This is a genomic window from Rhodococcus sp. W8901 (assembly GCF_013348805.1).
GTDB lineage: Bacteria > Actinomycetota > Actinomycetes > Mycobacteriales > Mycobacteriaceae > Prescottella.
Window position 1 is genome coordinate 745920 of record NZ_CP054690.1, and the last position, 26437, is coordinate 772356.

General features: G+C 69.1%; 26 protein-coding genes. 19 read left to right on the forward strand and 7 right to left on the reverse strand.

The genetic code is table 11. From position 1 onward, the window contains the following. Positions 1-22 precede the first annotated feature (22 nt). Positions 23-1720, forward strand: coding sequence for an MDR family MFS transporter (locus HUN07_RS03435; protein WP_174907939.1), 1698 nt, complete (start codon positions 23-25; stop codon positions 1718-1720). On the opposite strand, the gene HUN07_RS03440 is transcribed toward HUN07_RS03435, so the two are convergent. From HUN07_RS03440 to HUN07_RS03460, 5 genes are all read right to left on the reverse strand, one after another. After that, a complete protein-coding gene (locus HUN07_RS03440) occupies positions 1678-2178 on the reverse strand; it encodes a hypothetical protein (RefSeq protein ID WP_174907140.1) in 501 nt (166 codons plus the stop codon). The two genes, HUN07_RS03435 and HUN07_RS03440, sit on opposite strands and share 43 nt — an antisense overlap. A gap of 226 nt (positions 2179-2404) precedes the next feature. After that, positions 2405-3430: a hypothetical protein gene (locus HUN07_RS03445; protein ID WP_254622778.1), complete on the reverse strand. Its 1026-nt coding sequence runs from the start codon at positions 3428-3430 to the stop codon at positions 2405-2407. A 210-nt stretch (positions 3431-3640) separates the two neighbouring features. After that, entirely contained in the window at positions 3641-4840 is a 1200-nt protein-coding gene (locus HUN07_RS03450; protein WP_174907941.1) for an RCC1 domain-containing protein, read from the reverse strand. 198 nt (positions 4841-5038) lie between these two features. Continuing rightward, positions 5039-5701 carry a transcriptional repressor LexA gene (lexA, locus tag HUN07_RS03455; RefSeq protein WP_114723449.1) on the reverse strand — a complete coding sequence of 221 codons (663 nt, stop codon included), beginning with the start codon at positions 5699-5701 and terminating at the stop codon, positions 5039-5041. A 92-nt stretch (positions 5702-5793) separates the two neighbouring features. After that, positions 5794-6285: an inorganic diphosphatase gene (locus HUN07_RS03460; protein WP_114723448.1), complete on the reverse strand. Its 492-nt coding sequence runs from the start codon at positions 6283-6285 to the stop codon at positions 5794-5796. Positions 6286-6451: 166 nt separating this feature from the next. On the opposite strand from HUN07_RS03460, the gene dacB reads away from it, so the two are divergent. Genes dacB through hpt form a run of 4 tightly spaced genes read left to right on the forward strand, consistent with a single transcriptional unit; the run spans position 6452 to position 10484 of the window. Continuing rightward, the gene (dacB, locus tag HUN07_RS03465) at positions 6452-7864 is read left to right on the forward strand and encodes a D-alanyl-D-alanine carboxypeptidase/D-alanyl-D-alanine endopeptidase (RefSeq protein WP_114723447.1); all 1413 of its coding nucleotides are present in this window, start codon (positions 6452-6454) and stop codon (positions 7862-7864) included. A 23-nt stretch (positions 7865-7887) separates the two neighbouring features. Further along, entirely contained in the window at positions 7888-8940 is a 1053-nt protein-coding gene (locus tag HUN07_RS03470) for a zinc-dependent metalloprotease (RefSeq protein ID WP_174907943.1), read from the forward strand. Positions 8941-8942: 2 nt separating this feature from the next. Then, positions 8943-9917, forward strand: a complete 975-nt coding sequence (gene tilS / locus HUN07_RS03475; protein WP_174914399.1) for a tRNA lysidine(34) synthetase TilS — start codon at positions 8943-8945, stop codon at positions 9915-9917. Positions 9918-9929: 12 nt separating this feature from the next. Further along, positions 9930-10484 (forward strand): hypoxanthine phosphoribosyltransferase, encoded by a 555-nt coding sequence (hpt, locus tag HUN07_RS03480; RefSeq protein ID WP_174907945.1) that lies wholly within the window; start codon positions 9930-9932, stop codon positions 10482-10484. On the opposite strand, the gene HUN07_RS03485 is transcribed toward hpt, so the two are convergent. Continuing rightward, positions 10445-12793 carry a serine/threonine-protein kinase gene (locus tag HUN07_RS03485; RefSeq protein WP_174907947.1) on the reverse strand — a complete coding sequence of 783 codons (2349 nt, stop codon included), beginning with the start codon at positions 12791-12793 and terminating at the stop codon, positions 10445-10447. The genes hpt and HUN07_RS03485 overlap by 40 nt on opposite strands. 101 nt (positions 12794-12894) lie before the next feature. Between HUN07_RS03485 and HUN07_RS03490 the strand changes: the two genes are divergently transcribed. The 14 genes from HUN07_RS03490 (at position 12895) to HUN07_RS03555 (ending at position 25442) form a co-directional block, all read left to right on the forward strand. Continuing rightward, positions 12895-14247, forward strand: coding sequence for an amidase (locus HUN07_RS03490; RefSeq protein WP_174907949.1), 1353 nt, complete (start codon positions 12895-12897; stop codon positions 14245-14247). Between the two features lie 259 nt (positions 14248-14506). After that, positions 14507-16852: an ATP-dependent zinc metalloprotease FtsH gene (gene ftsH / locus HUN07_RS03495; protein WP_174907950.1), complete on the forward strand. Its 2346-nt coding sequence runs from the start codon at positions 14507-14509 to the stop codon at positions 16850-16852. Positions 16853-16937: 85 nt separating this feature from the next. Next, on the forward strand, positions 16938-17555 hold the full coding sequence (gene folE, locus HUN07_RS03500) for a GTP cyclohydrolase I FolE (RefSeq protein WP_114723442.1): 618 nt from the start codon (positions 16938-16940) through the stop codon (positions 17553-17555). A gap of 32 nt (positions 17556-17587) precedes the next feature. Beyond that, positions 17588-18436: a dihydropteroate synthase gene (gene folP, locus HUN07_RS03505; RefSeq protein ID WP_114723441.1), complete on the forward strand. Its 849-nt coding sequence runs from the start codon at positions 17588-17590 to the stop codon at positions 18434-18436. Next, the gene (folB, locus tag HUN07_RS03510; protein ID WP_254622779.1) at positions 18429-18830 is read left to right on the forward strand and encodes a dihydroneopterin aldolase; all 402 of its coding nucleotides are present in this window, start codon (positions 18429-18431) and stop codon (positions 18828-18830) included. Before folP ends, folB begins: the two co-directional genes overlap by 8 nt. Continuing rightward, positions 18827-19333, forward strand: coding sequence for a 2-amino-4-hydroxy-6-hydroxymethyldihydropteridine diphosphokinase (gene folK / locus HUN07_RS03515; RefSeq protein WP_174907952.1), 507 nt, complete (start codon positions 18827-18829; stop codon positions 19331-19333). Before folB ends, folK begins: the two co-directional genes overlap by 4 nt. Positions 19334-19338: 5 nt before the next feature. After that, positions 19339-19806 carry a DUF3180 domain-containing protein gene (locus tag HUN07_RS03520; protein ID WP_114723478.1) on the forward strand — a complete coding sequence of 156 codons (468 nt, stop codon included), beginning with the start codon at positions 19339-19341 and terminating at the stop codon, positions 19804-19806. Between the two features lie 81 nt (positions 19807-19887). Then, a complete protein-coding gene (locus tag HUN07_RS03525) occupies positions 19888-21003 on the forward strand; it encodes a DUF6779 domain-containing protein (RefSeq protein WP_217487179.1) in 1116 nt (371 codons plus the stop codon). Between the two features lie 145 nt (positions 21004-21148). Beyond that, positions 21149-22075: a Rossmann-like and DUF2520 domain-containing protein gene (locus tag HUN07_RS03530; protein WP_174907954.1), complete on the forward strand. Its 927-nt coding sequence runs from the start codon at positions 21149-21151 to the stop codon at positions 22073-22075. A gap of 7 nt (positions 22076-22082) precedes the next feature. Next, positions 22083-23033: a pantoate--beta-alanine ligase gene (gene panC / locus HUN07_RS03535; protein WP_114723436.1), complete on the forward strand. Its 951-nt coding sequence runs from the start codon at positions 22083-22085 to the stop codon at positions 23031-23033. A gap of 16 nt (positions 23034-23049) precedes the next feature. Further along, positions 23050-23472 carry an aspartate 1-decarboxylase gene (panD, locus tag HUN07_RS03540; RefSeq protein WP_114723435.1) on the forward strand — a complete coding sequence of 141 codons (423 nt, stop codon included), beginning with the start codon at positions 23050-23052 and terminating at the stop codon, positions 23470-23472. 3 nt (positions 23473-23475) lie between these two features. After that, complete coding sequence (locus HUN07_RS03545) at positions 23476-24285, forward strand: type III pantothenate kinase (protein ID WP_174907956.1); 810 nt, start codon at positions 23476-23478, stop codon at positions 24283-24285. Between the two features lie 234 nt (positions 24286-24519). Continuing rightward, positions 24520-25023 (forward strand): cysteine dioxygenase, encoded by a 504-nt coding sequence (locus HUN07_RS03550; protein WP_254622939.1) that lies wholly within the window; start codon positions 24520-24522, stop codon positions 25021-25023. Further along, the gene (locus HUN07_RS03555) at positions 25020-25442 is read left to right on the forward strand and encodes a rhodanese-like domain-containing protein (protein WP_174907960.1); all 423 of its coding nucleotides are present in this window, start codon (positions 25020-25022) and stop codon (positions 25440-25442) included. The genes HUN07_RS03550 and HUN07_RS03555 overlap by 4 nt, the downstream gene beginning before the upstream one ends. 34 nt (positions 25443-25476) lie before the next feature. Here the strand turns inward: HUN07_RS03555 and HUN07_RS03560 are convergent, their stop codons facing one another. Then, the gene (locus tag HUN07_RS03560) at positions 25477-26433 is read right to left on the reverse strand and encodes an AraC family transcriptional regulator (protein WP_174907962.1); all 957 of its coding nucleotides are present in this window, start codon (positions 26431-26433) and stop codon (positions 25477-25479) included. Positions 26434-26437 lie beyond the last annotated feature (4 nt).

A 26437-nucleotide genomic window follows, 5' to 3' on the forward strand; every position in this document is an offset into this window, starting at 1 on the left:
AGAGCGACGGCGAGGGACCGACATGGCCGAGGAACCTCAGGATTCTGATCGGGACGTCGAGTCCGCCGTCGCGCCGGAGGGTTCCGGGCAGCAGGTCACGTTCACGCACCGCCAGATCCTGGCGATCCTCAGTGGCCTGCTGCTCGGAATGTTCCTCGCGGCGCTCGACCAGACCGTGGTCGCCACCGCGATGCGCACCATCGCCGACGACCTCGACGGGTATGCGCTGCAGGCGTGGGTGACCACCGCCTATCTCATCACCGCGACCCTGGTCACCCCGCTGTACGGGAAGCTCTCCGACATCCACGGGCGCAAGCCGTACTTCATGGCCGCGATCGTTCTGTTCGTGATCGGGTCGATCCTGTGCACGTTCGCGCAGTCGATGTACATGCTGGCGGTGTTCCGGGCAATTCAGGGACTCGGTGCCGGCGGCCTGTTCTCGCTGGCGCTGGCCATCGTCGGCGACATCGTCCCACCGCGCGAACGCGCGAAATACCAGGGCTACTTCCTGGCGGTGTTCGGCACGTCGAGCGTGCTCGGGCCGGTGATCGGCGGCGTGCTCGCGGGGCAGGACGAGATCCTCGGGATCGCGGGCTGGCGGTGGGTGTTCCTGGTCAACGTGCCGATCGGACTGGTCGCGCTCGCGGTGGTGTGGCGGGTCCTGCACCTGCCACCCGTGCACCGCATGATGCGGATCGACTGGTGGGGTGCGCTGGTCCTCGCGATCGGGCTGGTGCCGCTGCTGGTGGTCGCCGAGCAGGGGCGCACCTGGGGCTGGAGCAGCGAGAAGGCCCTGATCTGTTACGGAATCGGCGTCGTCGGCGTACTCGGATTCGTCGCCGTCGAATACGCCATGCGCGACGCTGCGCTGTTCCCGCTGCACTTCTTTCGCGGCCAGACCTTCGCCCTCGGCGTGCTCATCAGCTTCCTGGTCGGTGCCGTGATGTTCGGTGCCATCACCGTGATCCCGCAGTTCCTGCAGGTGGTGAAGGGGTCGAGTCCGACGATGGCCGGCTTCCAGATGCTGCCCGCCGTGCTGGGCATAGCGCTCGGATCGATCCTGTCCGGTCAGCTGATCGCCAGAACCGGCCGCTACCGGATCTTCACGATCGTCGGCGCCGTGCTGATCGCCGTCGCAGCCCTGCTGCTGCACACCGTGACCGCGCAGACCAGCCTGCCGGTGTTCATGGTGTTCATCTTCGTGCTCGGCCTGGGCCTCGGTAATCTGCTGCAGCCGCTGACCCTCGCGATCCAGAATGCGTTGCCGCCCAAGGACATGGGCGTCTCGACCGCAGCCGCCACGTTCTTCCGACAGATCGGCGGCACACTGGGCGTCGCGCTGTTCCTGTCGATCCTGTTCGCCCAACTGACGCCGGCGATCACCACCCAACTGCACGACGCTGCCCAGTCGCCCGAGTTCCAGCAGGCCGTCGCGGCCGGGGTGAACAGTGCCAACCCCGTCGAAGCCGGGATCGCGCGCGGCCTCATGAGCGGAGACCCGACCGCCGCACAAGCCGCGATGAACGACACGTCGTTCATCGAGCAACTGAATCCGACGCTCGCCGCACCGTTCAAGGACGGCTTCGCGACCGCGTTCGAGACGGTCTACCCGCCGATCGTCGTCCTCGCCGTCGCGTCGCTGGTGCTGATCCTGATCTGGCGCGAGGTGCCGCTGCGTCAGAAGTCGGGCATCGACGAGGCACGATCCGACATCGGCTGACGTGTGCCCATGACGTCCGCGGCATCTGCATCCACCAGATCGCTGGACAGCAGGCCCGGCGACCGACAGGGACTTGTGCGTAATCGAGTTCGATACGGTTGGACCGATATCGGGCGTAACAACGAATTCGACTCGCCGACAAAGGGTTCTGCGCTCGACATGCCGACCGCAAGCTGGGCTGGATGGATGACCTCACCGTCGTCGTGGAAGTTGTGTGCGGTGCGTCCCAGAACTGATGCGTTCCAGTGAGAGCCGGCGAGATCACGGAAACCTGCCAGCACTCCTTCGTTCATGAACGCTGCAGGAATCTCAGATAGAACGCCGTGAACACCAGGACGATCCCGACATTCACCATCAACCGCCCCCAGAAATGGTGCCTGAAGAACAGGACGTCCACTAACAACCACTACGGCTACCAGCGCGAGCACGTAGAGCACGACGGTTGCCTGTCTTCCCACCTGTCCTTTCTACTCTCCGAGTTCTCCTGCACAGACTGTCGTGTTCGACGCTCGCTGACCGAGGTCGAAGAACGAACGATATCTTTAGCCTGCGGCGGCACTGGTCCGTTGAGCTGCGCTCTTGGGTCATGGACGATGTCCACAACGGGGTGTTGGCCAGGGATTCGCTGCTGATTTCGCGGAGCCCTTTGTTATCGAGTCGATACTGTGGGATGGCGAAGTCAGATCACTCATCGTCGAGGGAAGGTTCTTCCAGTTCGAGTAGTGCGGCATCGTCCGGGTGGAGGTTCTCGTTCGGTTGCACCGAGCGGGTCAGCGAATCGTCCCGCTCGACATCGTCGGGAGTCTGGACGATCTGCAATCCCCGTTCCAGGACGTTTATTCGCTCGAGATCGTCGCCGGACGAACCCGCGAAGAAGGCAGCGGCAACCGCGTCACGGACCAGCGCCTCCGCGAGGTCCCAGTCCTGGATGTAGTCCGCGACGGGAACCGACGGGTCCCGCCGCATCGCGGCATCGCTGCTGCACTCCTGGAAGTAGACCCCGACCAGTTCCTGGGACCGGTCCCATTGCTCCTTCAGACCGGACGCGACGGCCTTGACCCGCAACTGCGAACGGAGGTCGAGGGCAGCGGCGGACCTCATCGGCGGGGAGGCGCGAACCTGGTCGACGTAGTCGTCGAACCCGATAGCCGCGACATCCCCGACCGTGTTGACGATCGCCGGCCAGTTCTGCCCCAGATGGTCGAGGAGATCACCGTCCGTGATGGTCGTCGACTCGATGTGTCGAACGATCGTCTCAAGCGATCTGTTCGGGTCGTCGTACACACCGTCCCGCTGTGCTTGACGAAGCCATTCCATCTCCACGGCCGTTGCATCACCTGGAACCGATGCCGCGAGCTCGAACGCCTCGCTGGCGGACAATTGTGTACCGGTAGCGACCTGCCGTCCCCACGCGGCGCCGCGGACGCGCAGCAACTCTCCTGCGCGCTGCATGACGTCCGTCAATCGCTGCGCTGTGCCGGCGGCTGCGGGTCCATCGCCTTCGGAGGCGCCGGGGGCACATGCCCTGCGTGGTTCAGCGCTCGCCGCGGGGTGATTGATCTGCGCCGCGGGGTGGTTGATCTGTTTGTTGGTGGCGGTGGACGTGTCCTTGGACTGGTACTTCCACGCTCCGATCGTCACGGCGGTGAGGACCACGACTGCCGCAACGACCACGAGAGTTGTCAGCCCCTGCTTCCGTGGCGACTGCACGCTCACCGTCCCTTCAACACCGTCTCCGTGGATTGGTCTGGAGAAACTGGAAACCAATGCGAACGCTACCGGGCAGGCGGTTTCGCTGATCGGCCGATGGGAAGTTGCTTGTCGGTGAATGTCTTCGAGGTCACTCGCTGTTTGTGACACTCGTGGCCGCCCACCCCGCAGGGTGGGCGGCCACAGAGTTGGTGGTGTGGTGGGAGCCGGTCAGGATCCGAAGATCGGGCCGAGGGAGCCGGTTGCCGAGGATTCGGAGGTGACCGACGCGAGCGCGAGGGAATGGAAGCCGCCGGCGGCGACGGCGGTGTAGGTCTGCCCGATAGGCGGCGCCGGCACGACGGACACCTCGTAGGCGTTGTTTCCCCAGCCGATCACCTGTCCGGCGGAGGTCAACGCGACGGAATGGGCGCGGCCAGCGGCGATCGCGGTGTAGGTCTGCCCGGCCGGCGGGGCCGGCACGGCGGTCTGCTTGAATTCGTTGCTTCCCCAGGCGATCACCTGTCCGGCGGAGGTCAACGCGAGGGAATGGGAGCGGCCGGCGGCGATCGCGGTGTAGGTCTGCCCGGCCGGCGGCGCCGGCACGGCGGTCTGACCCTCGTAGTTGTATCCCCAGGCGATCACCTGCCCGGCGGAGGTCAGTGCCAGCGAATGGGAGTAGCCGGCGGCGATCGCGGTGTAGGTCTGCCCGGCCGGCGGCGCCGGCACGGCGGTCTGACCCTCGTTGGTGTATCCCCAGGCGATCACCTGTCCGGCGGAGGTCAGTGCGAGGGAATGGAAGCCGCCGGCGGCGATCGCGGTGTAGGTCTGCCCGGCCGGCGGGGCCGGCACGGCGGTCTGACCCTTGTAGTCTCCCCAGGCGATCACCTGACCGGCGGAGGTCAACGCGAGGGAATGGGAGCCGCCGGCGGCGACGGCGGTGTAGGTCTGCCCGGCCGGCGGGGCCGGCACGGCGTTCTGACCGTTGTCGCCCTCGGGGGCCACCTGCCCGTTGTCGTTGTTTCCCCAGGCGGCCACCTGCCCGGCGGAGGTCAACGCGAGGGAATGGTAGAGGCCGGCGGCGATCGCGGTGTAGGTCTGCCCGGTAGGCGGCGTCGGCACGGCGGTCTGCCCGTCGTAGTTGTATCCCCAGGCGATCACCTGGCCGCCGGGCGGGACCGGGACCCCGACCGGGGCCGCGGCCGCGGGAGCGGCCAGCGCCACGGCGATACCGGTCGCGGCGAGAGCCGTCAGGACCGTACGCCGGAATCGGGGCGCGCGGCGGCCGGTCGAGTGTCGGGGCGGAGCGTCCCCACCGTGTGGTGAGGCCGGGGCGGCGAGCAGCATCGAGATCGGTTCCTTCGTATGAGAGTGGTGAACGGTGACCACCAGCAGGCGGACGTAGCGGCGGCACCACTCGGAAGCAGGCAAAACCGGATAGTCGGCCCACTGCAAATTCGCACCATAACAGGGCAAATCGGAGGGCATAAGTGGCAATCAGGAGAGATAGCCGAAAGTGGCCAAATACCGAGGGCGCATCCGGGACGTCGGCCGCAACTCGCGGTCGAGATTTGCGAGCGCAGCGCGCGAAGTCGAGCCGAGGGACGTTCGTTCGCGTGCGTAGCGGGATCAGATCCGCCGCATCACCGACACCACCTTGCCGAGGATGACGGCCTCGTCGCCGTCGATGACCTCGTAGGCGGGGTTGCGGGGCTCGAGGTACACGTGGCCGTTCCGTCGGCGCAGCACTTTCACTGTGGCCTCGCCGTCGATCATCGCGGCGACGATCTCGCCGGAATGGGCCTCGTCCTGGCGGCGCACCACGACGGTGTCGCCGTCGCAGATCGCGGCGTCGACCATGGACTCGCCGCGCACCCGCAGCGCGAACACGGTGCCGGAGCCGACGAGCTCACGCGGCAGGGCCAGTACCTCGTCGGCGTGCTCCTCCGCGAGAATCGGTGCGCCGGCCGCGATGTCACCGACGACGGGAACCGCCACCGTGTTCTCCGTCGCCCGTCCCGGCGCGGAACCGGCGAGGAAGGGGCGCACGTCCAGCTGGCGGGTCATCGCCCCGCCGCGGCGCAGGAAACCGCTGTCCTCGAGGATCCGCAGATGCTTGGACACCGTCGACGTCGAACGCAGTCCCACCGCGTCCGCGATCTCACGGGTACTCGGCGGGCACCCGTACGCGTCGACCCAGTCCCGGATCGTCAGCAGGATCCGTTGCCGGCGGGGCGGCAGGGTGGAGGCGTCGAGGCCACCGAACATGTCGAGATCGTCGTAACCGGTCACCCGGCGAATGGTAGTGGGGGCCGGGGACACCCCCGGAAACAGCGAAGGTGTGGGACCACGAACGTGATCCCACACCTTCACCGGTGGTTACTTCAGTGTCCGCCGTTCGCCTTCAGACGCTCGACGGCCTCCGCGATGACCTTCTCCGCCTCGGCGCGACCGACCCAGTCGGCGCCCGTGACGTGCTTGTTCGGCTCGAGATCCTTGTAGTGCACGAAGAAGTGCTTGATCGCGTCCAGTTCGAACTGCGCGACGTCGGCCAGGTCCTGGATGTGATCCCAGCGCGGGTCACCCGCGGGGACACACAGCACCTTGTCGTCGCCGCCGGCCTCGTCGACCATCTTGAACATGCCGACCGGGCGAGCCTCGACGATGACGCCGGGGAACACGGACTCGGGCAGCAGCACCATCGCGTCCAGCGGATCGCCGTCCTCGCCAAGGGTGTTCTCGATGTAGCCGTAGTCGGCGGGGTAGCCGAAGGAGGTGTAGAGGTAGCGGTCCAGCTTCACGCGGCCGGTCTCGTGATCGACCTCGTACTTGTTGCGCTGGCCCTTGGGGATTTCGATGGTGACGTCGAACTCCACGTCTTGTCCTCACTGTCCTGTCTGCGGCTGCCGCCTCGGTAGACGGTTCGGGAAAAGGGTAGCGGGTCGGCGATACTGTGTTGTGCAGGTGCCGGGCACTTGGTCGGCCCCTCGCGCGAAACGGTCTGAGTAGTCCGAGAAGTCGGTGGAGCGAGAACCCGGAGGGATGTTGGCGGGCGAGGGAAAGAAGAAGATCGGCACCCTGGCGGGGCGTCGACGCCGAAATATCCGGATCCTGATGGCCTTGGCGGCTGTGCTCGTCCTCGCCGCCGCCGGCACCACGATCGTGGTGATGCAGCGCGGGACCGCCACCGCCGCCGAGGACGTGGTCGCCGCGCCCCCGGAGCCGTCGCCCATCAGCGCGACACCGCAGGTGGCGCCGCTGTCCGACGACGCCCCGATGCCGACGCCGCAGGCACTGGCGGCGGCCCTCGCGCCGGTCGTGGCCAACCCCGCGCTCGGCGCGTTCACCGGTTCCGTCGCCGACGCCCTCACCGGCAACGTGCTGTGGAGCCAGAACCCGGACACCCCGATGACGCCGGCATCGACCACCAAGATCCTCACCGCGGCCGCCGCGATGCTCGCGCTGCCCGCCGACCACCGGGTCGCGACGCAGGTGGTGCAGGGCTCGCGGCCCGGTGAGATCGTCCTCGTCGGCGACGGCGACCCGACGCTCACCGCGCAGCCGGCAGGGCAGCCGGGCTACTACCCGGGGGCACCGCGCATCGCGGACCTCGTCGAGCAGATCCAGCGCGCGGGCGCGCCGGTGGACAGCATCGTCGTCGACACCAGCGCGTACACCGGCCCGACGATGGCACAGGGCTGGATGCCCGACGACGTCGCCGCCGGCTACATCGCGCCCACCGAACCGCTCATGATCGACGGTGGCCGGATCTCGCCGCTCGCCGACGAGTCGCCGCGCAGCGCCACCCCCGCGCTCGACGCCGGCCGCGTCCTGGCGCAGGCCCTCGGCATCGACCCCGCCCGTGTCACCCTCGGCAAGGCCGAATCCGGTGCCGCCCCCGTCGCGAGCGTGCTGTCGGCGCCGCTGCGCGACCGGCTCGGTCAGATGATGCGCAAGTCGGACAACGTGCTCGCCGAGGCCATCGCCCGCGAGGTCGCGGGCGCGAAGAACGCCGAACGATCGTTCGCGGGTGCCACCGCGTCCATCTCGCAGACGCTGTACGACGCCGGTTTCGGGATGGACGGGCTCACCCTGCACGACGGCAGCGGCCTGTCCGTCGACAACCGCATTCCCGCCCGGCTCCTCAACGAGACGCTCACGGCCGCGGCCGGCGACACCAAGCCGCAGTTGCGGCCCATGCTCGACGACCTGCCCGTCGCCGGCGCCACCGGCACGCTCTCGGACCGGTACGCCTCGGGGGACCGGACCGGCGCGGGTTGGGTGCGGGCCAAGACGGGAACTCTCTCGGTCGCCAGCGTGTTGACCGGATATGTCGTCGACGTCGACGGCCGGGTCCTCACCTTCGCGCTGATGTCCAACAACAGTCCACCGGAGGCGAGCCGTCCCGCGCTGGACGCGGTCGCCGGGGCGCTGCGGCTGTGCGGATGCCGGTGAGTTGAGGGGAAGTGAGCGGTGAGGTGACGGAGCCGGAGAGCGGATTCGGGAATGCGGTGGACTGGAGTCTGGCCGCCCGGACGGGTGCGCGGCTGGCTCCGGCCGGGCCGTCGACGTCCCGGTACACCGCGCAGTCGGTGGTGGCGGAACTCGAGTCCGCGTCGATCCGGGCGGAGGGCCCGGTCCGGGAGGTCACCGGTCTCGCGGACGGGCTGCCGATCCCGACCGCGCAGGTCGTGGACCGGGCCGGCTGGATCCGTGCCGCCGCGCACTCGATGGCGCAGCTGACCGGGACCGACATCGATGCCGCGCAACGCACGCTGATCGCCGGCAAGCCCGGTGGTGTGCAGGCCGGAGCGATGCTGGCCTACCTGTCGTCCGCGATTCTCGGCCAGTACGACCCGTTCACCGGCGAACACGGCACCCTGCTGCTGGTGGCGCCCAACGTGCTGCAGGTCGAGCGCACCCTGAAGGTGCCGCCCAGCGACTTCCGGCTGTGGGTGTGCCTGCACGAGGTGACCCACCGGGTGCAGTTCTCGTCGGCGCCGTGGATGGGCGAGTACATGCGCCAGTCCGTCGCCACCCTCGGCGAGTCGACCGACGAGCCGATGGGCGAGTTCGTCGCCCGGCTGTCCGGGGCACTGCGCGACCGCCGCCGCGGCGAGGACCTGCCCGCCGACCAGCGCGGAGTCATCGGGCTCCTGCGGGCCACCCAGGCCGAACCGCAGCGCCGAGCGCTGGACCGGATGCTGATGCTCGGCACCATCCTCGAAGGGCACGCCGACCACGTGATGGACGCCGTCGGGCCCGAGGTCGTGCCGTCGGTGGTGCGGATCCGCAATGCGTTCGACGCGCGCCGCCGCCGCAAGAGCAACCCGGTGCAGCGACTGGTGCGGGCACTGCTCGGCATGGACGCCAAGATGGCGCAGTACGTGCGCGGCAAGAGCTTCGTCGACGCCGTCGTCGCGCGCGTGGGTATGGAGCAGTTCAACGCCGTCTGGTCCGGGGCCGAGGCCATGCCGACCGTCGACGAGATCGACAACCCCGACGCCTGGATCACCCGGGTGCTGGGGTGACGGTGCCCGCCGTCCTGCCCGAGGCCCCCGCGATCCTCGAGATCCGGCACGCGGTGCGTGCGTGGCTGGCGCGGCACGAACCGGCCGGTGGTGTCGTCGTCGCGCTCTCGGGCGGGGCGGACTCGCTCGCGCTGACCGCGGCCGCCGTCGCCGAGGCACCCGCGGTGCGGGCACTGGTCGTCGACCACCGCCTGCAGGACGGGTCCGGTGACGTCGCCGCCGTCGCGGCCTCCCGGGCACGCGCATTGGGCTGCGCCGGCGCCGACGTCGTGGCGGTGGACGTGACGGGCCCGGGAGGACTCGAGGCCGCCGCCCGCGCCGCCCGGTACGCCGCTCTCGATGCGGGCCGGAGCGGTCGGCCCGTCCTGCTCGGGCACACCCTCGACGACCAGGCCGAGACGGTGCTGCTCGGTCTGGCCCGGGGTTCCGGGGGACGCTCGATCCGTGGCATGGCCGAGTACGACGTGCCGTGGGGGCGTCCGTTGCTCGGGGTGCGCCGCGCGACGACACGGACCGCGTGCGCCGAACTGGGGCTCGAACCGCACGAGGACCCACACAACTCCGATCCCGGGTTCACCCGGGTGCGGCTGCGCACCGAGGTGCTGCCGCTGCTCGAGGACGTCCTCGGGGGCGGTGTCGCCCCGGCCCTGGCCCGCACCGCCGAGCAGCTCCGCGAGGACGGCGAGGTGCTCGACACACTTTCCCGACAGGCGCTGGCGGCGGCCCGCGACGGCGACGACCTCGTAGTCGAGCGGCTGATCGATGTCCCGGTCGCGGTGCGGCGCCGTGTCCTGCGGTTGTGGCTCCACGACCGCGGTGCGAAGGCGTTGACCGACCGGCAGTTACGTGCCGTGGACGAACTGGTCGGGCGGTGGCGGGGGCAGGGTGGTGTCGCAGTCGGGGGCGGAAGACCGGGAGTCAGGTTGGTTGCATCCCGGCGGCGTGGCAGGCTGTCGGCGGGGTTCGTGAACGACTGAAGGGAATGCTCCGTGTACGAGGGCGACATCGCATCGGTACTCATCTCCGAGGAGCAGATCAAGGAGCGCACGGCCGAACTGGCCGAGGCCATCGCCGAGCGCTATCCGGTGGGCGCGCCGGAAGGTGACCTGCTGCTGGTGGGTGTCCTCAAGGGCGCCATCTTCTTCATGACCGACTTCGCGCGGGCACTGTCGATCCCCACCCAGATGGAGTTCATGGCCGTCAGCTCGTACGGCTCGTCGACGTCGTCGTCCGGTGTCGTGCGGATCCTCAAGGACCTCGACAAGGACATCGCCGGTCGCCACGTGCTGATCGTCGAGGACATCATCGACTCCGGTCTGACGCTGTCGTGGCTGATGCGCAACCTCAAGACCCGCAACCCGGCGTCGCTCGAGGTCGTGACGCTGCTGCGCAAGCCCGAGGCGTGCAAGGTCGACATCGAGGTCGCGCACGTCGGCTTCGACATCCCCAACGAGTTCGTCGTCGGCTACGGCCTGGACTACGCCGAGCGCTACCGCGACCTGCCCTACATCGGCACCCTCGAACCCAAGGTGTACGGCGGATAGTTCCCCTGCGACACCACGCGCTCGAGGGCGCGTAGGTCCTCTTCGAGCAGGCGGAACAGCCAGTACACCAGCACGAAGGCAACCACACCACCGACGCACAGCACCCGCACCGCGTAGATGACGACGGAGATTTCGTCGGGGGACAGGAACGTCACCCCGGCGACTCCGACCAACGGCACTGATGCGGCCACCGCCAGATACAGGGTGCTGCGGCGGTCCAGTCCGCGTAGCCGGCGCTCGTCGCTGCTGCTGGTGATGCCGTGCGGCAGCAGCGACGGATACAGGCAGCGGACGGCGTAGAAGCTGACGACGAAGAACGGGTACGCGACGGCGACCGCGCCGCACACGATCTGCGATCCCAGGAAGTGCACGTACGCGCCATGCGGGATGCTGCCCGCCGCGAACTGCAGCGAGACTGGGAAGACGATCCCCGCGACCAGCCACAGCGTGAACACCACGGCCACGATCCGGTCGCCCATCAGCAGCGTGTCGGCGCGGGCCCGCGCGAGGGTGGCGGTGTCGTAGGACTTGCCCTTGCGCAGGCCACGGGGCACCGAGATGACGTGCCGGCAGAAGTACACGATCAGCAGGAACCCGAGAGGGAACAGGGTGCTGTTGATCACCTGCGAGATCTCGACGAACCGCTGCTGCGCCTCCGGGGAGAGTTCCTCGATGATCAGCGTCTGGTTGTGGTGGTAGTTGTACATCGCGGCCAGCGCGTTCGGCACGCCCACCCCGACCGCGACGATGGGGATCATCCACGGCCGCAGCCGGGCCCGCCAGCTGTTCGGCGGCGGATCGACGAGGTCGCGGGCGCGCGCGTCCAGGCACAGGTCGAACTGCTGCGCCAGTTCGGCGCCGGTCGCCCAGCGCCCCTCGGGATCGGGGGCCAGGCACGTCAGCAGTACGCGTCGCAGCGCGGCGGGACAGTCGTCGGGCAGATCGGACTGGAACTGCGGGTCGATGTCGCGTCGGCGCAGCGCGAGCATCCGCTCGAGGGATGTCGCCGACTCGCCGGCGCCCTGCTCGTCCGCGAAGGGCCGGCGACCTGTGAGCAGCTCCCACAGCATCACACCGAGCGCGTAGACATCGCTGCGGACGTCGAGGTCGGCCGCCGATCCGGCCATGTCGGGATGGCAGGCCTCCAACTGCTCCGGCGACATGTAGGCCAGCGAGCCGCCGAAGTACGCGACCGGGCTGGTGCCGGCGACGCAGTCGCTGAAGCTGATGTTGAAGTCCGCGAGCTTCGGGACGCCCTCCGACGTCAGGAGCACGTTCGCGGGCTTGATGTCCCGGTGCAGGACGCCGCGGCTGTCGGCGTAGTCGAGGGCGTCGGCGAGCCGTCGGCCCAGCCATGCCACCGTCTCGGGCCACGTCAGCCCGGCGATCTCGTCCCGCACGCTCGAGTCGCTGGGACGGATCTCGCCCTTGCGTTCGAGGGTCTCGTCGATCGCGTCGAGCAGCAGCCGGCCGGTGCGCGGGTGCTCGGGATCGTCCGGCTCCTCGCGCACGCGGCGCAGCACACCGAGCAGCGTGCCGCCCGGCACGTACTGCATGTACAGCAGCTTCAGCTCGCGGTCCGTGAGGAGCCGCTGGTCGAACACCCGCACGATGTAGTCGTGGTCCAGCTGGGCGAGGGTCTGCGGCTCGGTGCCGTGGTCGTGCGAGATCTTCACCGCGACCAGTCGTTGCATCGACCGCTGCCGCGCCAGGAACACGCGTGCGAACGACCCGCGGCCGAGCCCGGTCAGCAGATCGAAGTCGTCGATGCAGTCGCCGACGTCCACCTGGTCGAGGGCGTGCTGCGCGCCGGGCTGTGCGATCAGCGTGCTGCGGTAGTCGCCCGCGCCGTTGCCGACCCGGGCCAGCTGCTCGGCGAGTGCGGGGAACTCGCGCGCGTACGCCTCCGCGTCGGCGACCCGGCCGCAGCGTCGGCGCAGGTGGAAGTCCTCGTAGATCAGGTCGAGGGGCAGCGGCTTCGCGTGCAGGTCCGGGAACTCGGAGTGATAGTCCGTCAGCGGCTTCGGCCGGTCGGTCCGCAACAGCCGGTAGTCGAGATCGACCTTGATCAACTCCACCAGCGCGGCACGGCGCAACGCGTCGCCCACGGCCAGCCCGCCGGGCAGGAACGTCTCGATGTCGGGCGGCTCGCCGGTGGTCTCCCACTCGGCCGCGAACCGGGCCACCACGTCCGCCAGGAACGAGACGGTCTGCGCGCCGAGATCCGGCGGCGCTCCGGCTGCGGCCGTGGGAGCCGTCGTCGCAGCGAGGTCCGCCGAACCAGCGCTTGCCGAACCTGGGCCATCCATCACTCGTCACCGTTCGGGAGAGGGCAGCGGCCGGAAGGGTGGGGTGGACTCACCCCTCGGGGTACTCGAAATGATATCGCCGTCGGCGGCATACTCGGCAGGTGCAGGATCACCTGATCGAGGAGTTCACCGCAGTTTCCATCGCTGCCCGCGTGCGTTCCGGTGCGCTGTCGCCGGTAGATGTCGTCGCGGACGCGCTCCGCCGCATCGAGCAACGCAACCCGCGGATCAACGCGTTCGTGCGAGTGCTGGGGGAGCGGGCTCGCGCCGAGGCCCAGGCCCTGGCGTCGCGCGCCGACCTGTCGAGCCTGCCGCTGGCCGGGGTGCCGGTCGCGATCAAGGACAACGTCGAGGTCGAAGGCGAGCCGATGCGTGACGGGTCGGCGGCGACCGATCCGGGCCCGTCCACCCACGACCACCCCACGGTGGCCAGGCTGCGCGCGGCCGGGGCGATCCCGGTGGGGCTGACGGCGGTGCCCGAGCTGTGCGTCTGGGGTGCCGTCGACTCACCTGGCGTGATCACGCGCAATCCCTGGAATCCGGACCGGGTCCCCGGCGGCTCGTCCGGTGGTTCCGCCGCCGCCGTCGCCGACGGCATGGTGCCGATCGCGCTGGCGGCCGACGGCATGGGCTCGATCCGGATCCCGTCGGCCGCGTGCGGAGTGTTCGGCATCAAGCCGGGCCGTGGTCTGGTGCCGGCCGAGCTGGGCGCGCACTCGTGGTTCGGGATGTCGGAGAACGGGCCGATCGCGACCACCGTGGAGGATGCGGCGCTGATGCTGTCGGTGCTGGCCGATGATCCGTCGCTGGCGGAGATCCCAGTGTCGCGACCCCTGCGCGTCGGTGTCGCGGTCAACACGGCGTCGCCGATCCTGCGCGTCGACGCGGACTGGGCGCGCGGTGTCGAGCAGACCAGGCTTGTCCTCGCGGAGGCCGGACACCGGACCAGCGAGACGAGGGTGCCGTACCCGCCGAACATGTCGGCGGCGTTCCTGCGCTGGTTCGCCGGCACCGCCGACGACGCCGCCGACCTCGATCCCGCGCTGCTGCAGCCGCGGACCCGGTGGCACGCCGCGATCGGGCGGGCCGTCAACCGGGCGGGGCTGGTGCGGTCGTCGCAGGTGGACCGTCTCGATGCGCGCATGCGGTCCTTCTTCACCGCGTACGACGTGGTGTTGACGCCGTCGCTGGCCCAACCGCCGATCGAGGCGCTCCCGTGGAGCGAGAAGTCGTGGGCGGCCAACCTTGTCGCAAATGTACGATATGCCCCGTTCAGCGCGATGTGGAACGTGCTCGGCTGGCCGGCTGCCAGCGTGCCGGTCGGTATGCACCCCACGTCGGGTACGCCGATCGCGGTCCAGATCGTCGCACCGCCGGGCGGGGAATCGACGGTGCTCGCGGTCGCGGCCGAACTCGAGCGGCGACAGGCCTGGCCTCGCCACGCACCCGTGTGACTTGCGGCACGTATCGTCCTGTGTCGAGTGATTTCGGCGGCCAGCGGGAACCGGCGGGGGGCCGGCGTGCGTTGAACGGATTGACTCCACTTCTCGGAGTGGATGGCTGCTACCAGGCGTCGAGCATCATCGTTCGCGGTAATCTGAGGTGTCCGAGCAGCCCGAACGCCGACTGTCCGGGGATCCGGACGGTCGACCCCGTACCTGCACGAGCGTAGCCCGCACTATCGAAAGGACCGGCCGCCGTGGCCGAACCTGTATGAACCGCAAGACTGTGTTCCGCAACCTGGCGATAGTCGCTGGAATCCTGTTGGTGATCTACGCCTTCAGTTACTTCGGTAACGACACGCGCGGGTTCAAGTCGGTCGACACCTCGGTGGCGATCTCGCAGCTCGACTCCAAGAACGTCGAGAAGGCGCAGATCGACGACCGCGAGCAGCAGGTGCGCCTGTGGCTCAAGGACGGCAACGAGGCGACCCAGGATTCGAAGCAGATCATCGCCAAGTACCCGAACGCGGCGTCCGAGCAGATCTTCGACAAGGTCTCCGGATCCGGGGCGCAGGAGTTCAACACCAGCGTCACGCAGGAGAGCTGGCTGACGTCGCTCCTGCTGTTCGTGCTGCCGATGATCATCCTGCTGGGCATCTTCTTCTTCGTCATGAACCGCATGCAGGGCGGCGGGCGCGGCGGAATGATGGGCTTCGGCAAGTCCAAGGCCAAGCAGCTGTCGAAGGACATGCCCAAGACCACCTTCGCGGACGTCGCAGGCGCCGACGAGGCGGTCGAGGAGCTCTACGAGATCAAGGACTTCCTCCAGAATCCGGCTCGCTACCAGGCGTTGGGCGCGAAGATCCCGAAGGGCGTGCTGCTCTACGGTCCTCCCGGTACCGGCAAGACGCTGCTGGCGCGCGCCGTCGCCGGTGAGGCCGGCGTGCCGTTCTTCACGATCTCCGGTTCGGATTTCGTCGAGATGTTCGTCGGTGTCGGCGCCTCGCGTGTCCGCGACCTGTTCGAGCAGGCCAAGCAGAACAGCCCGTGCATCATCTTCGTCGACGAGATCGACGCGGTCGGCCGCCAGCGTGGCGCCGGCCTCGGCGGTGGCCACGACGAGCGCGAGCAGACGCTCAACCAGCTGCTGGTCGAGATGGACGGCTTCGGCGACCGCACCGGCATCATCCTGATCGCCGCGACCAACCGCCCCGACATCCTCGATCCCGCACTGCTGCGTCCCGGACGTTTCGACCGGCAGATCCCGGTCGGCGCGCCCGACCTGGCCGGCCGCCGCGCGATCCTCAAGGTCCACTCGCAGGGCAAGCCGATCGCGCAGGACGCCGACCTCGAGGGTCTGGCCAAGCGCACCGTCGGCATGTCCGGTGCGGACCTGGCGAACGTCATCAACGAGGCCGCGCTGCTCACCGCGCGCGAGAACGGCACCGTGATCACCGAGGCGGCGCTCGAGGAGTCCGTCGACCGCGTGATCGGTGGTCCGCGCCGCAAGAGCCGGATCATCTCCGAGCACGAGAAGAAGATCACCGCGTACCACGAGGGCGGTCACACGCTCGCGGCGTGGGCGATGCCGGACATCGAGCCGATCTACAAGGTCACGATCCTGGCCCGCGGCCGCACGGGCGGTCACGCGATGACCGTGCCCGAGGACGACAAGGGCCTGATGACGCGGTCCGAGATGATCGCTCGACTGGTGATGGCGATGGGCGGTCGTGCCGCCGAGGAGCTCGTGTTCCACGAGCCCACGACGGGCGCGTCCTCCGACATCGACCAGGCCACCAAGATTGCGCGCGCGATGGTCACCGAATACGGCATGAGCGCCAAGCTCGGTGCGGTCCGCTACGGCCAGGAACAGGGCGATCCGTTCCTGGGTCGGTCGATGGGCATGAACTCCGACTACTCGCACGAGGTCGCCCGCGAGATCGACGAGGAGGTGCGCAACCTGATCGAGGCCGCGCACACCGAGGCGTGGTCCATCCTCAACGAGTACCGCGACGTCCTCGACATCCTGGCGCGCGAGCTGCTCGAGCGGGAGACGCTCACCCGGAAGGATCTCGAGCAGATCTTCACGAGCGTCGAGAAGCGTCCGCGGATCACCGCGTTCAACGTCTTCGGTGAGCGCACGCCGTCGGACAAGCCGCCGATCAAGACGCCGCGCGAACTCGCGGTGGAGCGCGGCGAGACGTGGCCGCCGACCGTCGAGCCCGAGCCGACGCCGGAGGTGCCGCAGCCGACCTTCGTCAAGCGCGATACGGTGCCGACCCCGCCCGCCAACGGGCACGCGGCACCCGATCCGTCACGGCACCAGAAGCAGGCGCACCCGCAGCAGCCGGCCGCGCCGGTGCAGGGCACGAGACCGGACTACGGCGCCCCCGCGGGCTGGTCGGCCCCGGGCTGGCCTCCGCAGGAACCGGACGGCCGGGGTCGCCCGCAGAACCCGAGCGGCTGGCAGCCGTATCCGCAGTGGGAGCCGCCGCAGCAGCAGCGGCCCACCGATCCCGAGGGACGTCCGGTCCACCGACCTGGCGATCAGGGGACCGGACGGTCTGATGACGATGCGCGGACGCAGGCATGGGAGGGGCCGAGCGGCCCGCAGTAGTCGGCTCGGAACTAGGCTTAGCCCTGGCTCACCCCGTTTCGGTGTGGGTCAGGGCATTCAGCCCCGATACTGGAGGTGCGGTCGGTTGTCGGTGAATCAGCTGGGGAGTGAGCCGGTCGCGCTCATGACGGGAAGGCCTTTCGATCAGGCACGGGCCGAGGCCGCGGTTCGTGAACTCCTGATTGCGGTCGGTGAGGATCCCGACCGCCCGGGTCTGCTCGATACTCCGGCGCGCGTTGCGCGCGCATACCGTGAGGTGTTCGCGGGTCTCTACACCGACCCGGACGACGTACTGAACACGACGTTCGACGAGGGCCACCAGGAACTGGTGCTGGTCCGCGACATCCCCATGTACTCGACCTGCGAGCACCACCTGGTCTCGTTCCACGGCGTCGCGCACGTCGGCTACATCCCCGGTCCGACCGGTCGGGTGACGGGCCTGTCGAAGCTGGCACGTCTGGTCGATCTCTACGCGAAGCGCCCGCAGGTGCAGGAGCGGCTCACGAGCCAGATCGCCGACGCGATGATGCGCAAGCTCGATCCCCGCGGCGTGATCGTCGTGGTCGAGGCCGAGCACCTGTGCATGGCGATGCGCGGCATCCGCAAGCCCGGTGCCAGCACTACGACGTCGGCGGTGCGGGGGCTGTTCCAGTCGAACTCCGCCTCCCGTGCCGAGGCTCTGGATCTGATCCTCCGCAAGTGATCGCCTTACCGAACCCGGGCCGCCCCGTCGTGATGGGCGTCCTCAACGTGACCGCCGATTCGTTTTCCGACGGGGGCCGATTCCTCGACCGGGACGCCGCCGTCGCACACGGAGTGCACCTGCACGATCTCGGCGTCGACATCGTCGACGTCGGGGGTGAGTCCACCCGGCCCGGGGCCGCCCGCGTCGACCCGGAGGTCGAGGCGGCCCGGGTGGCGCCGGTGATCGCCGCGCTCGTCGCGGAGGGTGTCACAGTCAGCGTCGACACGATGAGGGCATCGGTGGCGCAGGCCGCGATCGAGGCCGGTGTCACCATCGTCAACGACGTGTCGGGTGGACGCGCTGACGCGGACATGGCCAGGGTCGTCGCCGACGCCGGTGTGCCCTGGATCCTCATGCACTGGCGGCCCACCGGCGGGTTCGTCCACGCCGGCGGGTCGACCCACTACGACGACGTGGTCCGCGACGTCCGGGACGAGCTGATGGTCCAGGTGGACGCGGCCGTCGCGGCCGGGGTGGACCCGAAGGCGATCGCCCTCGATCCGGGCCTCGGTTTCGTCAAGGATCCGCACCACAACTGGCAGCTGCTCAATCGGCTCCCGGAACTGGTCGATCTGGGTTTCCCGGTCCTGATCGGCGCGTCCCGCAAGCGTTTCCTCGGCTCGCTGCTCGCGGACGCCGACGGCACCGTGCGCCCACCGGCCGGCCGCGAGGTCGCGACGGCGGTCGTGTCCGCGCTCGCGGTGACCCACGGTGCGTGGGGCGTGCGGGTGCACGACGCGCAGGCCTCGCTCGACGCGATCGCGGTCGCGGGGGCGTGGGCGCGGGGTTCCCAGAGCCCGAGTCCCAGCGGTGATGTGCCAGGAGGCGGCGGTGAGTGATGGCAGTGATGTCTCGGGCGATCGCATCGAGTTGCGGGGACTGAAGGTCCGTGGCAACCACGGTGTGTTCGATCACGAGAAGCGGGACGGTCAGGACTTCTTCGTCGACGTGACGCTGTGGATGGATCTGGCGCCGGCTGCCGCGTCGGACGATCTGAAGGACACCTTCGACTACGGCGACCTCGCTCAGCGTGCGGCGACGATCGTCGGGGGACCTGCGCGGGACCTGATCGAGACGGTGGCCGCGGAGATCGCGGACGACGTGATGCGCGACGCCCGCGTCCGGCGCGTCGAGGTGGTGCTGCACAAGCCGTCCGCGCCGATCCCGTTGACATTCGCCGATGTCGCGGTGGTCGCGAGTCGATCGCGCGTGGCCGCCGAGGGCTCCCGGTGAGTCGGGCGGTCCTGTCGATCGGCTCCAACATCGGGGACAGCCTCGCGCATCTGCAGGGTGTCGTCGACGGGCTCCGCGAGTGGATCGTGGCGGTGTCGCCGGTCTACGCGACCGCTCCGTGGGGCGGTGTCGAGCAGCAGGACTTTCTGAACGCGACGGTGATCGTCGATGATCCCGGCACCGACTGCCGGGGCTGGCTTCGACGCGGACAGCAACTCGAGGCTGCGGCCGATCGGATTCGTGAGCAGCGGTGGGGACCGCGCACGTTGGACGTCGACGTCGTCACGTGTGACGGGGTGCGCAGCGACGATCCGGAGCTGACTCTTCCGCATCCCCGCGCGCACGAACGCGCCTTCGTATTGGTGCCCTGGCTGGATGTGGACCCGGATGCGACGCTCGATGTGGGCGGGATCACCGTCCGCGTCGATGAGCTGGTCACGGGCCTCGACGCGGCCGAAAGAGCCGGAGTTCGCCGGACGGCGCTGCAACTGGAACTACGGTAGCCGTGATGAAGCCGACCCGGATCTGGGACCTGCTGTCGCTGGCACTGCTGGCCGCAGTCGCGACATGGTTGCTGGTGCGTGTCTCGTATGGCTCGCTGCCCCCGATTCCCATCTACGCCGGGGCATCGCTGTACCCGGTGGCGCTCATCGAGGTGGTGTTGGCGTTCGTGATCCGAGCCCGGGTTCGCGGGCACGCGATCGGCCCGGGGCCGCGTCAGCTGCACCCGATCACCGCGGCCCGAGCGGCGGCGCTGGCGAAGGCGTCGGCACTGGTCGGTGCGGCGAGTGCCGGCGTGTGGGCGGGTTTCCTGGTGTTCCTGTGGCCGCAGCGTTCGGAGTTGCGGGCGGCGGTGTCGGACAGTCCCGGCGCGATCGTCGGGCTGGTTGCCGCGGTCTTGCTGGTGGTGGCCGCGATGTGGCTCGAGCACTGTTGCCGGACTCCGGACGAGCCGCCGGACGAACCCGCGCACTGATCTGCGCAACCGGACAAACGGGATTGGCGCCCGGATGTGTCCGGGCGGAGGTTCCCTCTGAGTGCGGCTACCCTGATCTGCATGACGGTTCCGGGTCGCGCCAAGTCAGTACGCCGCAACCGGCGCAGTGCGAGCCAGATGATCATTGCAGGTCTCGTTGTGCTCGCCGTCGCCGCCTCTTTGTTCATGATCTTCAGCGAAAGCGTCCAGCTGCTGCGGGTCGGTTTGGTGATCGCGCTGTGGGCCGCGACGCTCGGTGCAATCGCGATGACGAAGTACCGGCGCGAATCCGCCCTCGACAAGGCGAAGGTTCGCGACCTGCAGAAGGTGTACGAGCTGCAGTTGGAGCGCGAGATCGGCGCTCGCCGCGAGTACGAGTTGGGCGTCGAGGCCCGGGTTCGTGGAGAACTGGGCGCCGAGGCCGAGAACATCGCCGCGTTGCGCGAAGAGCTTGCGGCGCTGCGCAAGAACCTCGAGGTCCTGTTCGACGGACGCCTGCCCGAGGAGCGGGTGGCGTTGCGCGCGGAGTCGATGCGGGTCCAGGAGCTGGCAGGTGGCCCTCAGCCGGCGGCGCCGGGCCTGTTCCGGCCGGGCGCTCAGGCACCGGCGCGGAACAACGCCCCGCGGCCGGCACCGAACAGGCCGTCGTTCGCGTCGCCGTACGACGATCCGGTGACCGCCGAAACGTCGGTCGTTCCACCCGAGCCGATCGACGTCGAGGTCGACGAGGTTGCCGAGCCGGTGGTGCCGCAGCCGGTCGTGCGGGCCGAGAAGGTCGAGCAGGTCAAGCCGGTCGAGCAGGTCAAGCCGGTCGAGCGGGTCAAGCCGGTCGAGCAGGTCAAGCCGGTCGAGCGGGTCAAGCCGGTCGAGCGGGTCAAGCCGGTCGAGCGGGCCACGCCCGTCGAGCGAGTCACGCGAGAAGAGCGCAAGCCGGCCCCCGCCGTCCAGGAGCGCGTTCAGGAGAAGAAGCCCGCACCCGTTCCCACTCCCGTTCCGGATCCCGACACCGGGGCCGACGCCGATGCGGACGCGGCCGGCGAAGTGCCCGCGTCGCGGCGGTCGCGTCGCCGGGCCGAGGACGCCGGGGACGCCGGGGGCGCGCACTCGAATGGGCTGTCGGTCGCCGAGATCATGGCGAACATGAAGTCGGCGGATTCGGGTGACGCCGAGCCGCGTCGCCGTCGCCGCGCCGAGTGATCGTCGAGGTCCCGCGGCTGTCGGTCGTGAAGTGAGCTGTAGATCACGTCACTGGCCCGTGGCGGCGTGTCTTCGCGCGGGGCTATTCTCTCCGCAGAACGTCTGGTACCCGCCGAGCGGGACTGGAACGAACGAGAGGACAAGTGTGACCTCTTTCGGGATCACCAACGGGCCTGCGCCTGCACGATTGACGGTAGGAATCGTCTCGGCGGGCCGGGTCGGAACTGCCGTAGGCGCCGCGCTCGAGCGGGTCGGTCATATCGTCGTCGCCTGTTCCGCGGTGTCCGACGCGTCCGTCCTCCGTGCCGAGACCCGGCTTCCCGACACCGAGATCCTGCCGGTGCCCGACGTCGCGGCCCGCGCCGAACTACTGATTCTTGCCGTCCCCGACGATGAGCTCGCGGGCCTGATCAACGGCCTGGCCGCCACCGGAGCGGTGCGCCCCGGCACGATCGTCGTGCACACCTCCGGTGCCAACGGCATCGGGATTCTCGAACCGCTCACCGCGCAGGGCGTCGTCCCGCTCGCGATTCATCCCGCGATGACCTTCACTGGTCACGCCGAGGACACCGCGCGTCTGTCCGACGCCTGCTTCGGCATCACTGCGGCCGACGACATCGGCTACGCGATCGGGCAGTCCCTCGTGTTGGAGATCGGCGGCGAGCCGGTGCGGGTCCGCGAGGACGTCCGCCCGCTCTATCACGCGGCCCTCGCGCACGGCAGCAATCACCTCGTGACGCTCGTCGTCGACGCGGTCGCGGCGCTGCGGGTGGCCCTCGAGGGGCAGGAACTGATGGGTCAGGAACTCGTCGGCGACGAGCCCAACGGGTTGCCCGAGCGGGTGCTGCAGCCGCTGCTGTCGGCGGCGCTGGACAACGCGCTGCGGCGCGGGCAGTCGGCACTGACCGGGCCCGTGGCGCGTGGGGACGCGGCGGCCGTCGCGAAGCACCTCGAGGTGCTCGAGGACGTCGACCCGCAACTGGCCGCCGGATATCGGGCCCTGTCGCTGCGGACGGCGCAGCGCACGGGGGCCAAGCCGGAACTGATGGAAGTACTCGATGATCGGGAATGAGCAGGGAATGGGCACTGTGACCGAAGCTTCTGCACTGCAGGGCGGATACAAGCGCGGCGAACTGACCGTGCACCACGACCCCGCGATCGTGACGCGGGTGTCGAAGGCGCTGCGGGGCGTGGGCCGTCAGGTCGCGCTCGTCCCGACGATGGGTGCTCTGCATTCGGGGCACATCGAGCTGGTCCGCCAGGCGAAGCTGACCGGTGCGGTCGTGATCGTGTCGATCTTCGTCAATCCGCTGCAGTTCGGTGCGAACGAGGATCTCGACGCCTACCCGCGCACCCTCGACGCGGACCTGGAGTTGCTGCGCGCGGAGGGCGTCGAGCTGGTATTCGCGCCCAGCGCGAAGGCGATGTACCCGGAGGGCCCGCGCACCACGGTGCTGCCGGGTCCGCTCGGCGCCGAGCTCGAGGGTGCGAGCCGCCCGACGCACTTCGCCGGCATGCTCACCGTCGTCGCGAAGCTGCTGCAGATCGCGGCGCCCAATGCCGCGTACTTCGGTGAGAAGGACTACCAGCAGCTGACGCTGATCCGGCAGATGGTGCGCGACCTCAACTTCGACGTCCGGATCGTCGGCGTGCCGACCGTCCGCGAGCAGGACGGCCTGGCGCTGTCCTCCCGCAATCGCTACCTGGACGCGGAGCAGCGCGAATTGGCGACCGTCCTGTCGGCTGCGCTCGTCGCGGGGGCCCACGCGGCCGCCGGCGGTGCGGAGGGGATCCTGGCCGTCGCCCGCGACGTGCTCGCGTCCGTTCCCGGCGTCGAGGTCGACTACCTCGAGGTGCGCGGCGTGGACCTCGGCCCGGCTCCCGAGCGCGGTGACGGCAGATTGCTCGTCGCCGCCCGCATCGGTACCACTCGACTGATCGACAACGTCGGCGTCGCGGTGGGAACCGGATTCCTCGAGCGCGACCCCCAGCCCGGCGATCCGGCCACTGACGACCTCCTCTCCCACTGAAACCGAAGGGCCGAAGATGCTGCGCACCATGATGAAGTCGAAGATCCACCGTGCCACGGTCACGCACGCGGACCTGCACTACGTGGGTTCGGTGACCGTCGATCAGGATCTGATGGAGGCGGCCGACCTGCTCGAGGGTGAGCAGGTCACGATCGTCGACATCGACAACGGCGCCCGCCTCGAGACGTACGTAATCACCGGCGAGCGCGGTTCGGGTGTCATCGGGATCAACGGTGCCGCAGCGCATCTGGTGAACCCGGGCGACCTGGTGATCCTCATCGCGTACGGCGTGATGGACGAGCAGGAGATTCGCGAGTACGCGCCGCGCGTGGTGTTCGTCGATGCCGACAACAAGCCGGTGGAACTCGGTTCGGATCCGGCGCACGCGCCCGAGGGCTCCGGACTGATCACCCCGCGGATGCTCTCCAGTCTGGTGTAGACGGTGCTCCTCACCGTCGACGTCCGAAACACCAATATCGTTCTCGGGCTGTTCACCGGCAGCGGTTCGCACTCGAAGCTGGTGCAGGACTGGCGGATGCGTACCGATCCCCGGTTGACCGCCGACGAGTTGGCGCTCAAGATCCGGGGACTGCTCGCCGTGAACGCGGAACAGGTCACGGGGGTCTCCGCGCTCTCGACGGTGCCGTCGGTGCTGCGCGAGATCCGGGTGATGCTCGGCCGGTACTGGGATCACGTGCCGCACGTCGTGGTGGAACCCGGTGTCCGGACCGGTGTCCCGCTGCTGGTCGACAATCCCAAGGAAGTGGGCGCCGACCGTATCGTCAACAGTCTGGCGGCGCACCACCTCTACGACAGCGCGTGCATCGTCGTCGACTTCGGCACCTCCACGTGTGTCGACGTCGTTTCCGCGAAGGGGGAGTTCCTCGGCGGGGCGATCGCGCCGGGGATCGAGATCTCCACGGACGCACTGGCTTCCCAGTCGGCGGCCCTCCGCAAGGTGGAACTGGTGCGGCCGCGCTCGGTGGTCGGCAAGAACACGGTCGAGTGCATGCAGTCGGGGGCGATCTTCGGGTTCGCCGGCCTGGTCGACGGTCTGGTCAGCCGAGTGCGTTCGGAACTCACGGCGTTCGGTGGCTCGAACGTGGCCGTGATCGCGACCGGGGACAGCGCGCCGCTCATCATGCCGGAGTGCGCCACCGTGGAGCATCACGAGCCGGATCTGACGCTCGAGGGTCTGCGGCTGGTGTACGAGCGCAACCTCGCCCGGCGGGCACGGCGCACCGAGGTCTGAGCGCCGGAGTAACCGGCGTCACTGCGCGTCCGGGGTTCCGCAGGCTTCCGTCGTCGCTGATGTTGTGTCACACTGTTCGACGTGTCCCATTGCATGAGTGCCCAGGAGTGTTGTCGAGGCTGAACGCTGCCTTGACCAATTTCACTTCCTGGAGCTCTACTCATGCTTTCTGCATATTCTTTTGACGTCTTCACGTCTGCTTCCGACCGCGGTGCCCGCCGCTTCGATGCCGCGCTGCCCTCGCGTCTGCGTCCCGCCGATCTGCTGCGCATCACCGACCAGGGTGCCGCCGATGTCCTCGAGGGCCGTCACGACCACCTGCTTCCGGGCGCGTTCCCGACGCGGGAGCGGTGGTCGACCCGCCTCTACGCCGACGACGACGTCGACGTCTGGTTGATCAGCTGGGTACCCGACAGGTCCACCGAATTACATGACCACGCAGGCTCTTTCGGGGCTCTGACGGTGCTCAGCGGCAACCTCGCGGAGTGCCGCTGGACCGGTGGCGAGCTGCGTCGCCGCACCCTCGAGGCCGGCGACCAGGCGTCGTTCCCGCTGGGATGGGTGCACGACGTGATGCGGGCTCCGGGCCCGGTCACCGTCACCACCGAACCCACGCTGAGCGTGCACGCGTACTCGCCGCCGCTCACCGCCATGTCCTATTACGAGGTCACCGATCGCGGGGCGTTGCGCCGCACCCGCACCGAGCTGACCGATCTGCCCGAAGGGGGCTCCAAGTGACCATCGACCAGATGCTCGACGACGCTCGTTCGCAGATCGACCGCATGTACGTCTTCGAACTCACCGAGGCCTGCCGGCGCGGCGCCATCTTCGTGGACATCCGCCCGCAGGCGCAGCGCGCGCTCGAGGGCACGCTGCCCGGCGCGTTGGCGATCGAACGCAACGTCCTCGAATGGCGACTCGACCCCACCAGCAGCGCGCACCTGGCGCTCGCCGTCGACCACGACGTCGAATGGGTGATCGTGTGCTCCGAGGGGTACACCTCCAGCCTGGCTGCAGCGTCGCTGCGGCAGCTCGGGCTGAACAAGGCCACCGACCTCGTCGGCGGCTACAAGGCGATCAAGTCGGCCGGTCTGCTCGGCGCGCTGATGGGGGAGCGTCACTGCACCCGCGAGCTGGCGACGGTCTCCGCCCACTGAGGTCACCGGCCGCCCGGCCGAATGTCACATACGTTCAGTTGGACTGAACGCGTGTGACATTCGGCCGGCGGCGGAACTCGCGTGGGCTCACACCGTGGTGTCTGGTGAACGCTGCGGTGAGCGCGAACGGACTGGAGTAACCCACCGCGGCGGCTATCGACGACACCGTCCGCCCGGGATCCGACAGCAGGTCCGCGGCGACGGACAGGCGCCATCCGGTCAGGTAGCCGACCGGCCCGACGCCCATGCGCGCCGAGAACCGTCGTGCGAAAGCGGCTCGGGAACAGTTGCATTCGCGGGCCAGGCCCTCGACGGTCCACGGCTGCTCCGGCTGGTTGTGGATCAGCCGCAGCGCGTTCCCGATGATCGGGTCGTCGTAGGCCGCGATCCAGTTCGGTGACCGTGATGAGTTGTGGGCCAACCATTCCCGCAGCGATGCGATCAGGACGAGGTCCAGTAGCCGATCGAGCAGAACGCTCTGGCCGGGACTGTCCAAGGTGATCTGTTGCGCCAGCAGGGCGGTCATCGGTTCGGTGTCGGTGCTGCGCGGTACCACCGCGATCGGGGTGAGGCAGTCGAGCAGTTGCCGGCTGAGGTAGCTGTCGAACCGGTACGTGCCGGTCAGCATCACGGTCCGGCCGTCGAGCGCGTTGCCCCAGGTTCGGACGCCGAGGTCGGTCATCCTCATGGCCGGTGCTCCGGCGGCAGTGTGGCAGGCCTGGTTCTCGTCGATGATCACGTGCGGCGGCGTGTCCGGGCGGTCGGCGACCGTGTAGGCGTCGGGTCCGCGCACGAGTGCGATGTCGCCCGGTGTGAGAGTCGCGCCGGCGCCGGTATCCGAGACGACGACCGCGGATCCCCGGAGCAGTGCCACTACCGTCACCGGCGCGTGGTCCTCGATGCGCAGCGACCACGGCGGAGCGAGCACCGAGCGCAGTAGGAATGCCCCCTCCGCCCGAGAGTCGGAGAGCACCATCGACAGTGCGTCCATGCCC

What these genes read in the sequence shown, in the direction of transcription:
- HUN07_RS03435 (WP_174907939.1), top strand. Translation starts at nt 23, where the DNA reads ATGGCCGAGGAACCTCAGGATTCTGATCGGGACGTCGAGTCCGCCGTC.
- dacB (WP_114723447.1), top strand. Translation starts at nt 6,452, where the DNA reads ATGTTGGCGGGCGAGGGAAAGAAGAAGATCGGCACCCTGGCGGGGCGT.
- HUN07_RS03485 (WP_174907947.1), bottom strand. Translation starts at nt 12,793, where the DNA reads ATGGATGGCCCAGGTTCGGCAAGCGCTGGTTCGGCGGACCTCGCTGCG.
- ftsH (WP_174907950.1), top strand. Translation starts at nt 14,507, where the DNA reads ATGAACCGCAAGACTGTGTTCCGCAACCTGGCGATAGTCGCTGGAATC.
- folP (WP_114723441.1), top strand. Translation starts at nt 17,588, where the DNA reads ATGGGCGTCCTCAACGTGACCGCCGATTCGTTTTCCGACGGGGGCCGA.
- HUN07_RS03520 (WP_114723478.1), top strand. Translation starts at nt 19,339, where the DNA reads ATGAAGCCGACCCGGATCTGGGACCTGCTGTCGCTGGCACTGCTGGCC.
- HUN07_RS03525 (WP_217487179.1), top strand. Translation starts at nt 19,888, where the DNA reads ATGACGGTTCCGGGTCGCGCCAAGTCAGTACGCCGCAACCGGCGCAGT.
- panC (WP_114723436.1), top strand. Translation starts at nt 22,083, where the DNA reads ATGGGCACTGTGACCGAAGCTTCTGCACTGCAGGGCGGATACAAGCGC.
- panD (WP_114723435.1), top strand. Translation starts at nt 23,050, where the DNA reads ATGCTGCGCACCATGATGAAGTCGAAGATCCACCGTGCCACGGTCACG.
- HUN07_RS03560 (WP_174907962.1), bottom strand. Translation starts at nt 26,433, where the DNA reads ATGGACGCACTGTCGATGGTGCTCTCCGACTCTCGGGCGGAGGGGGCA.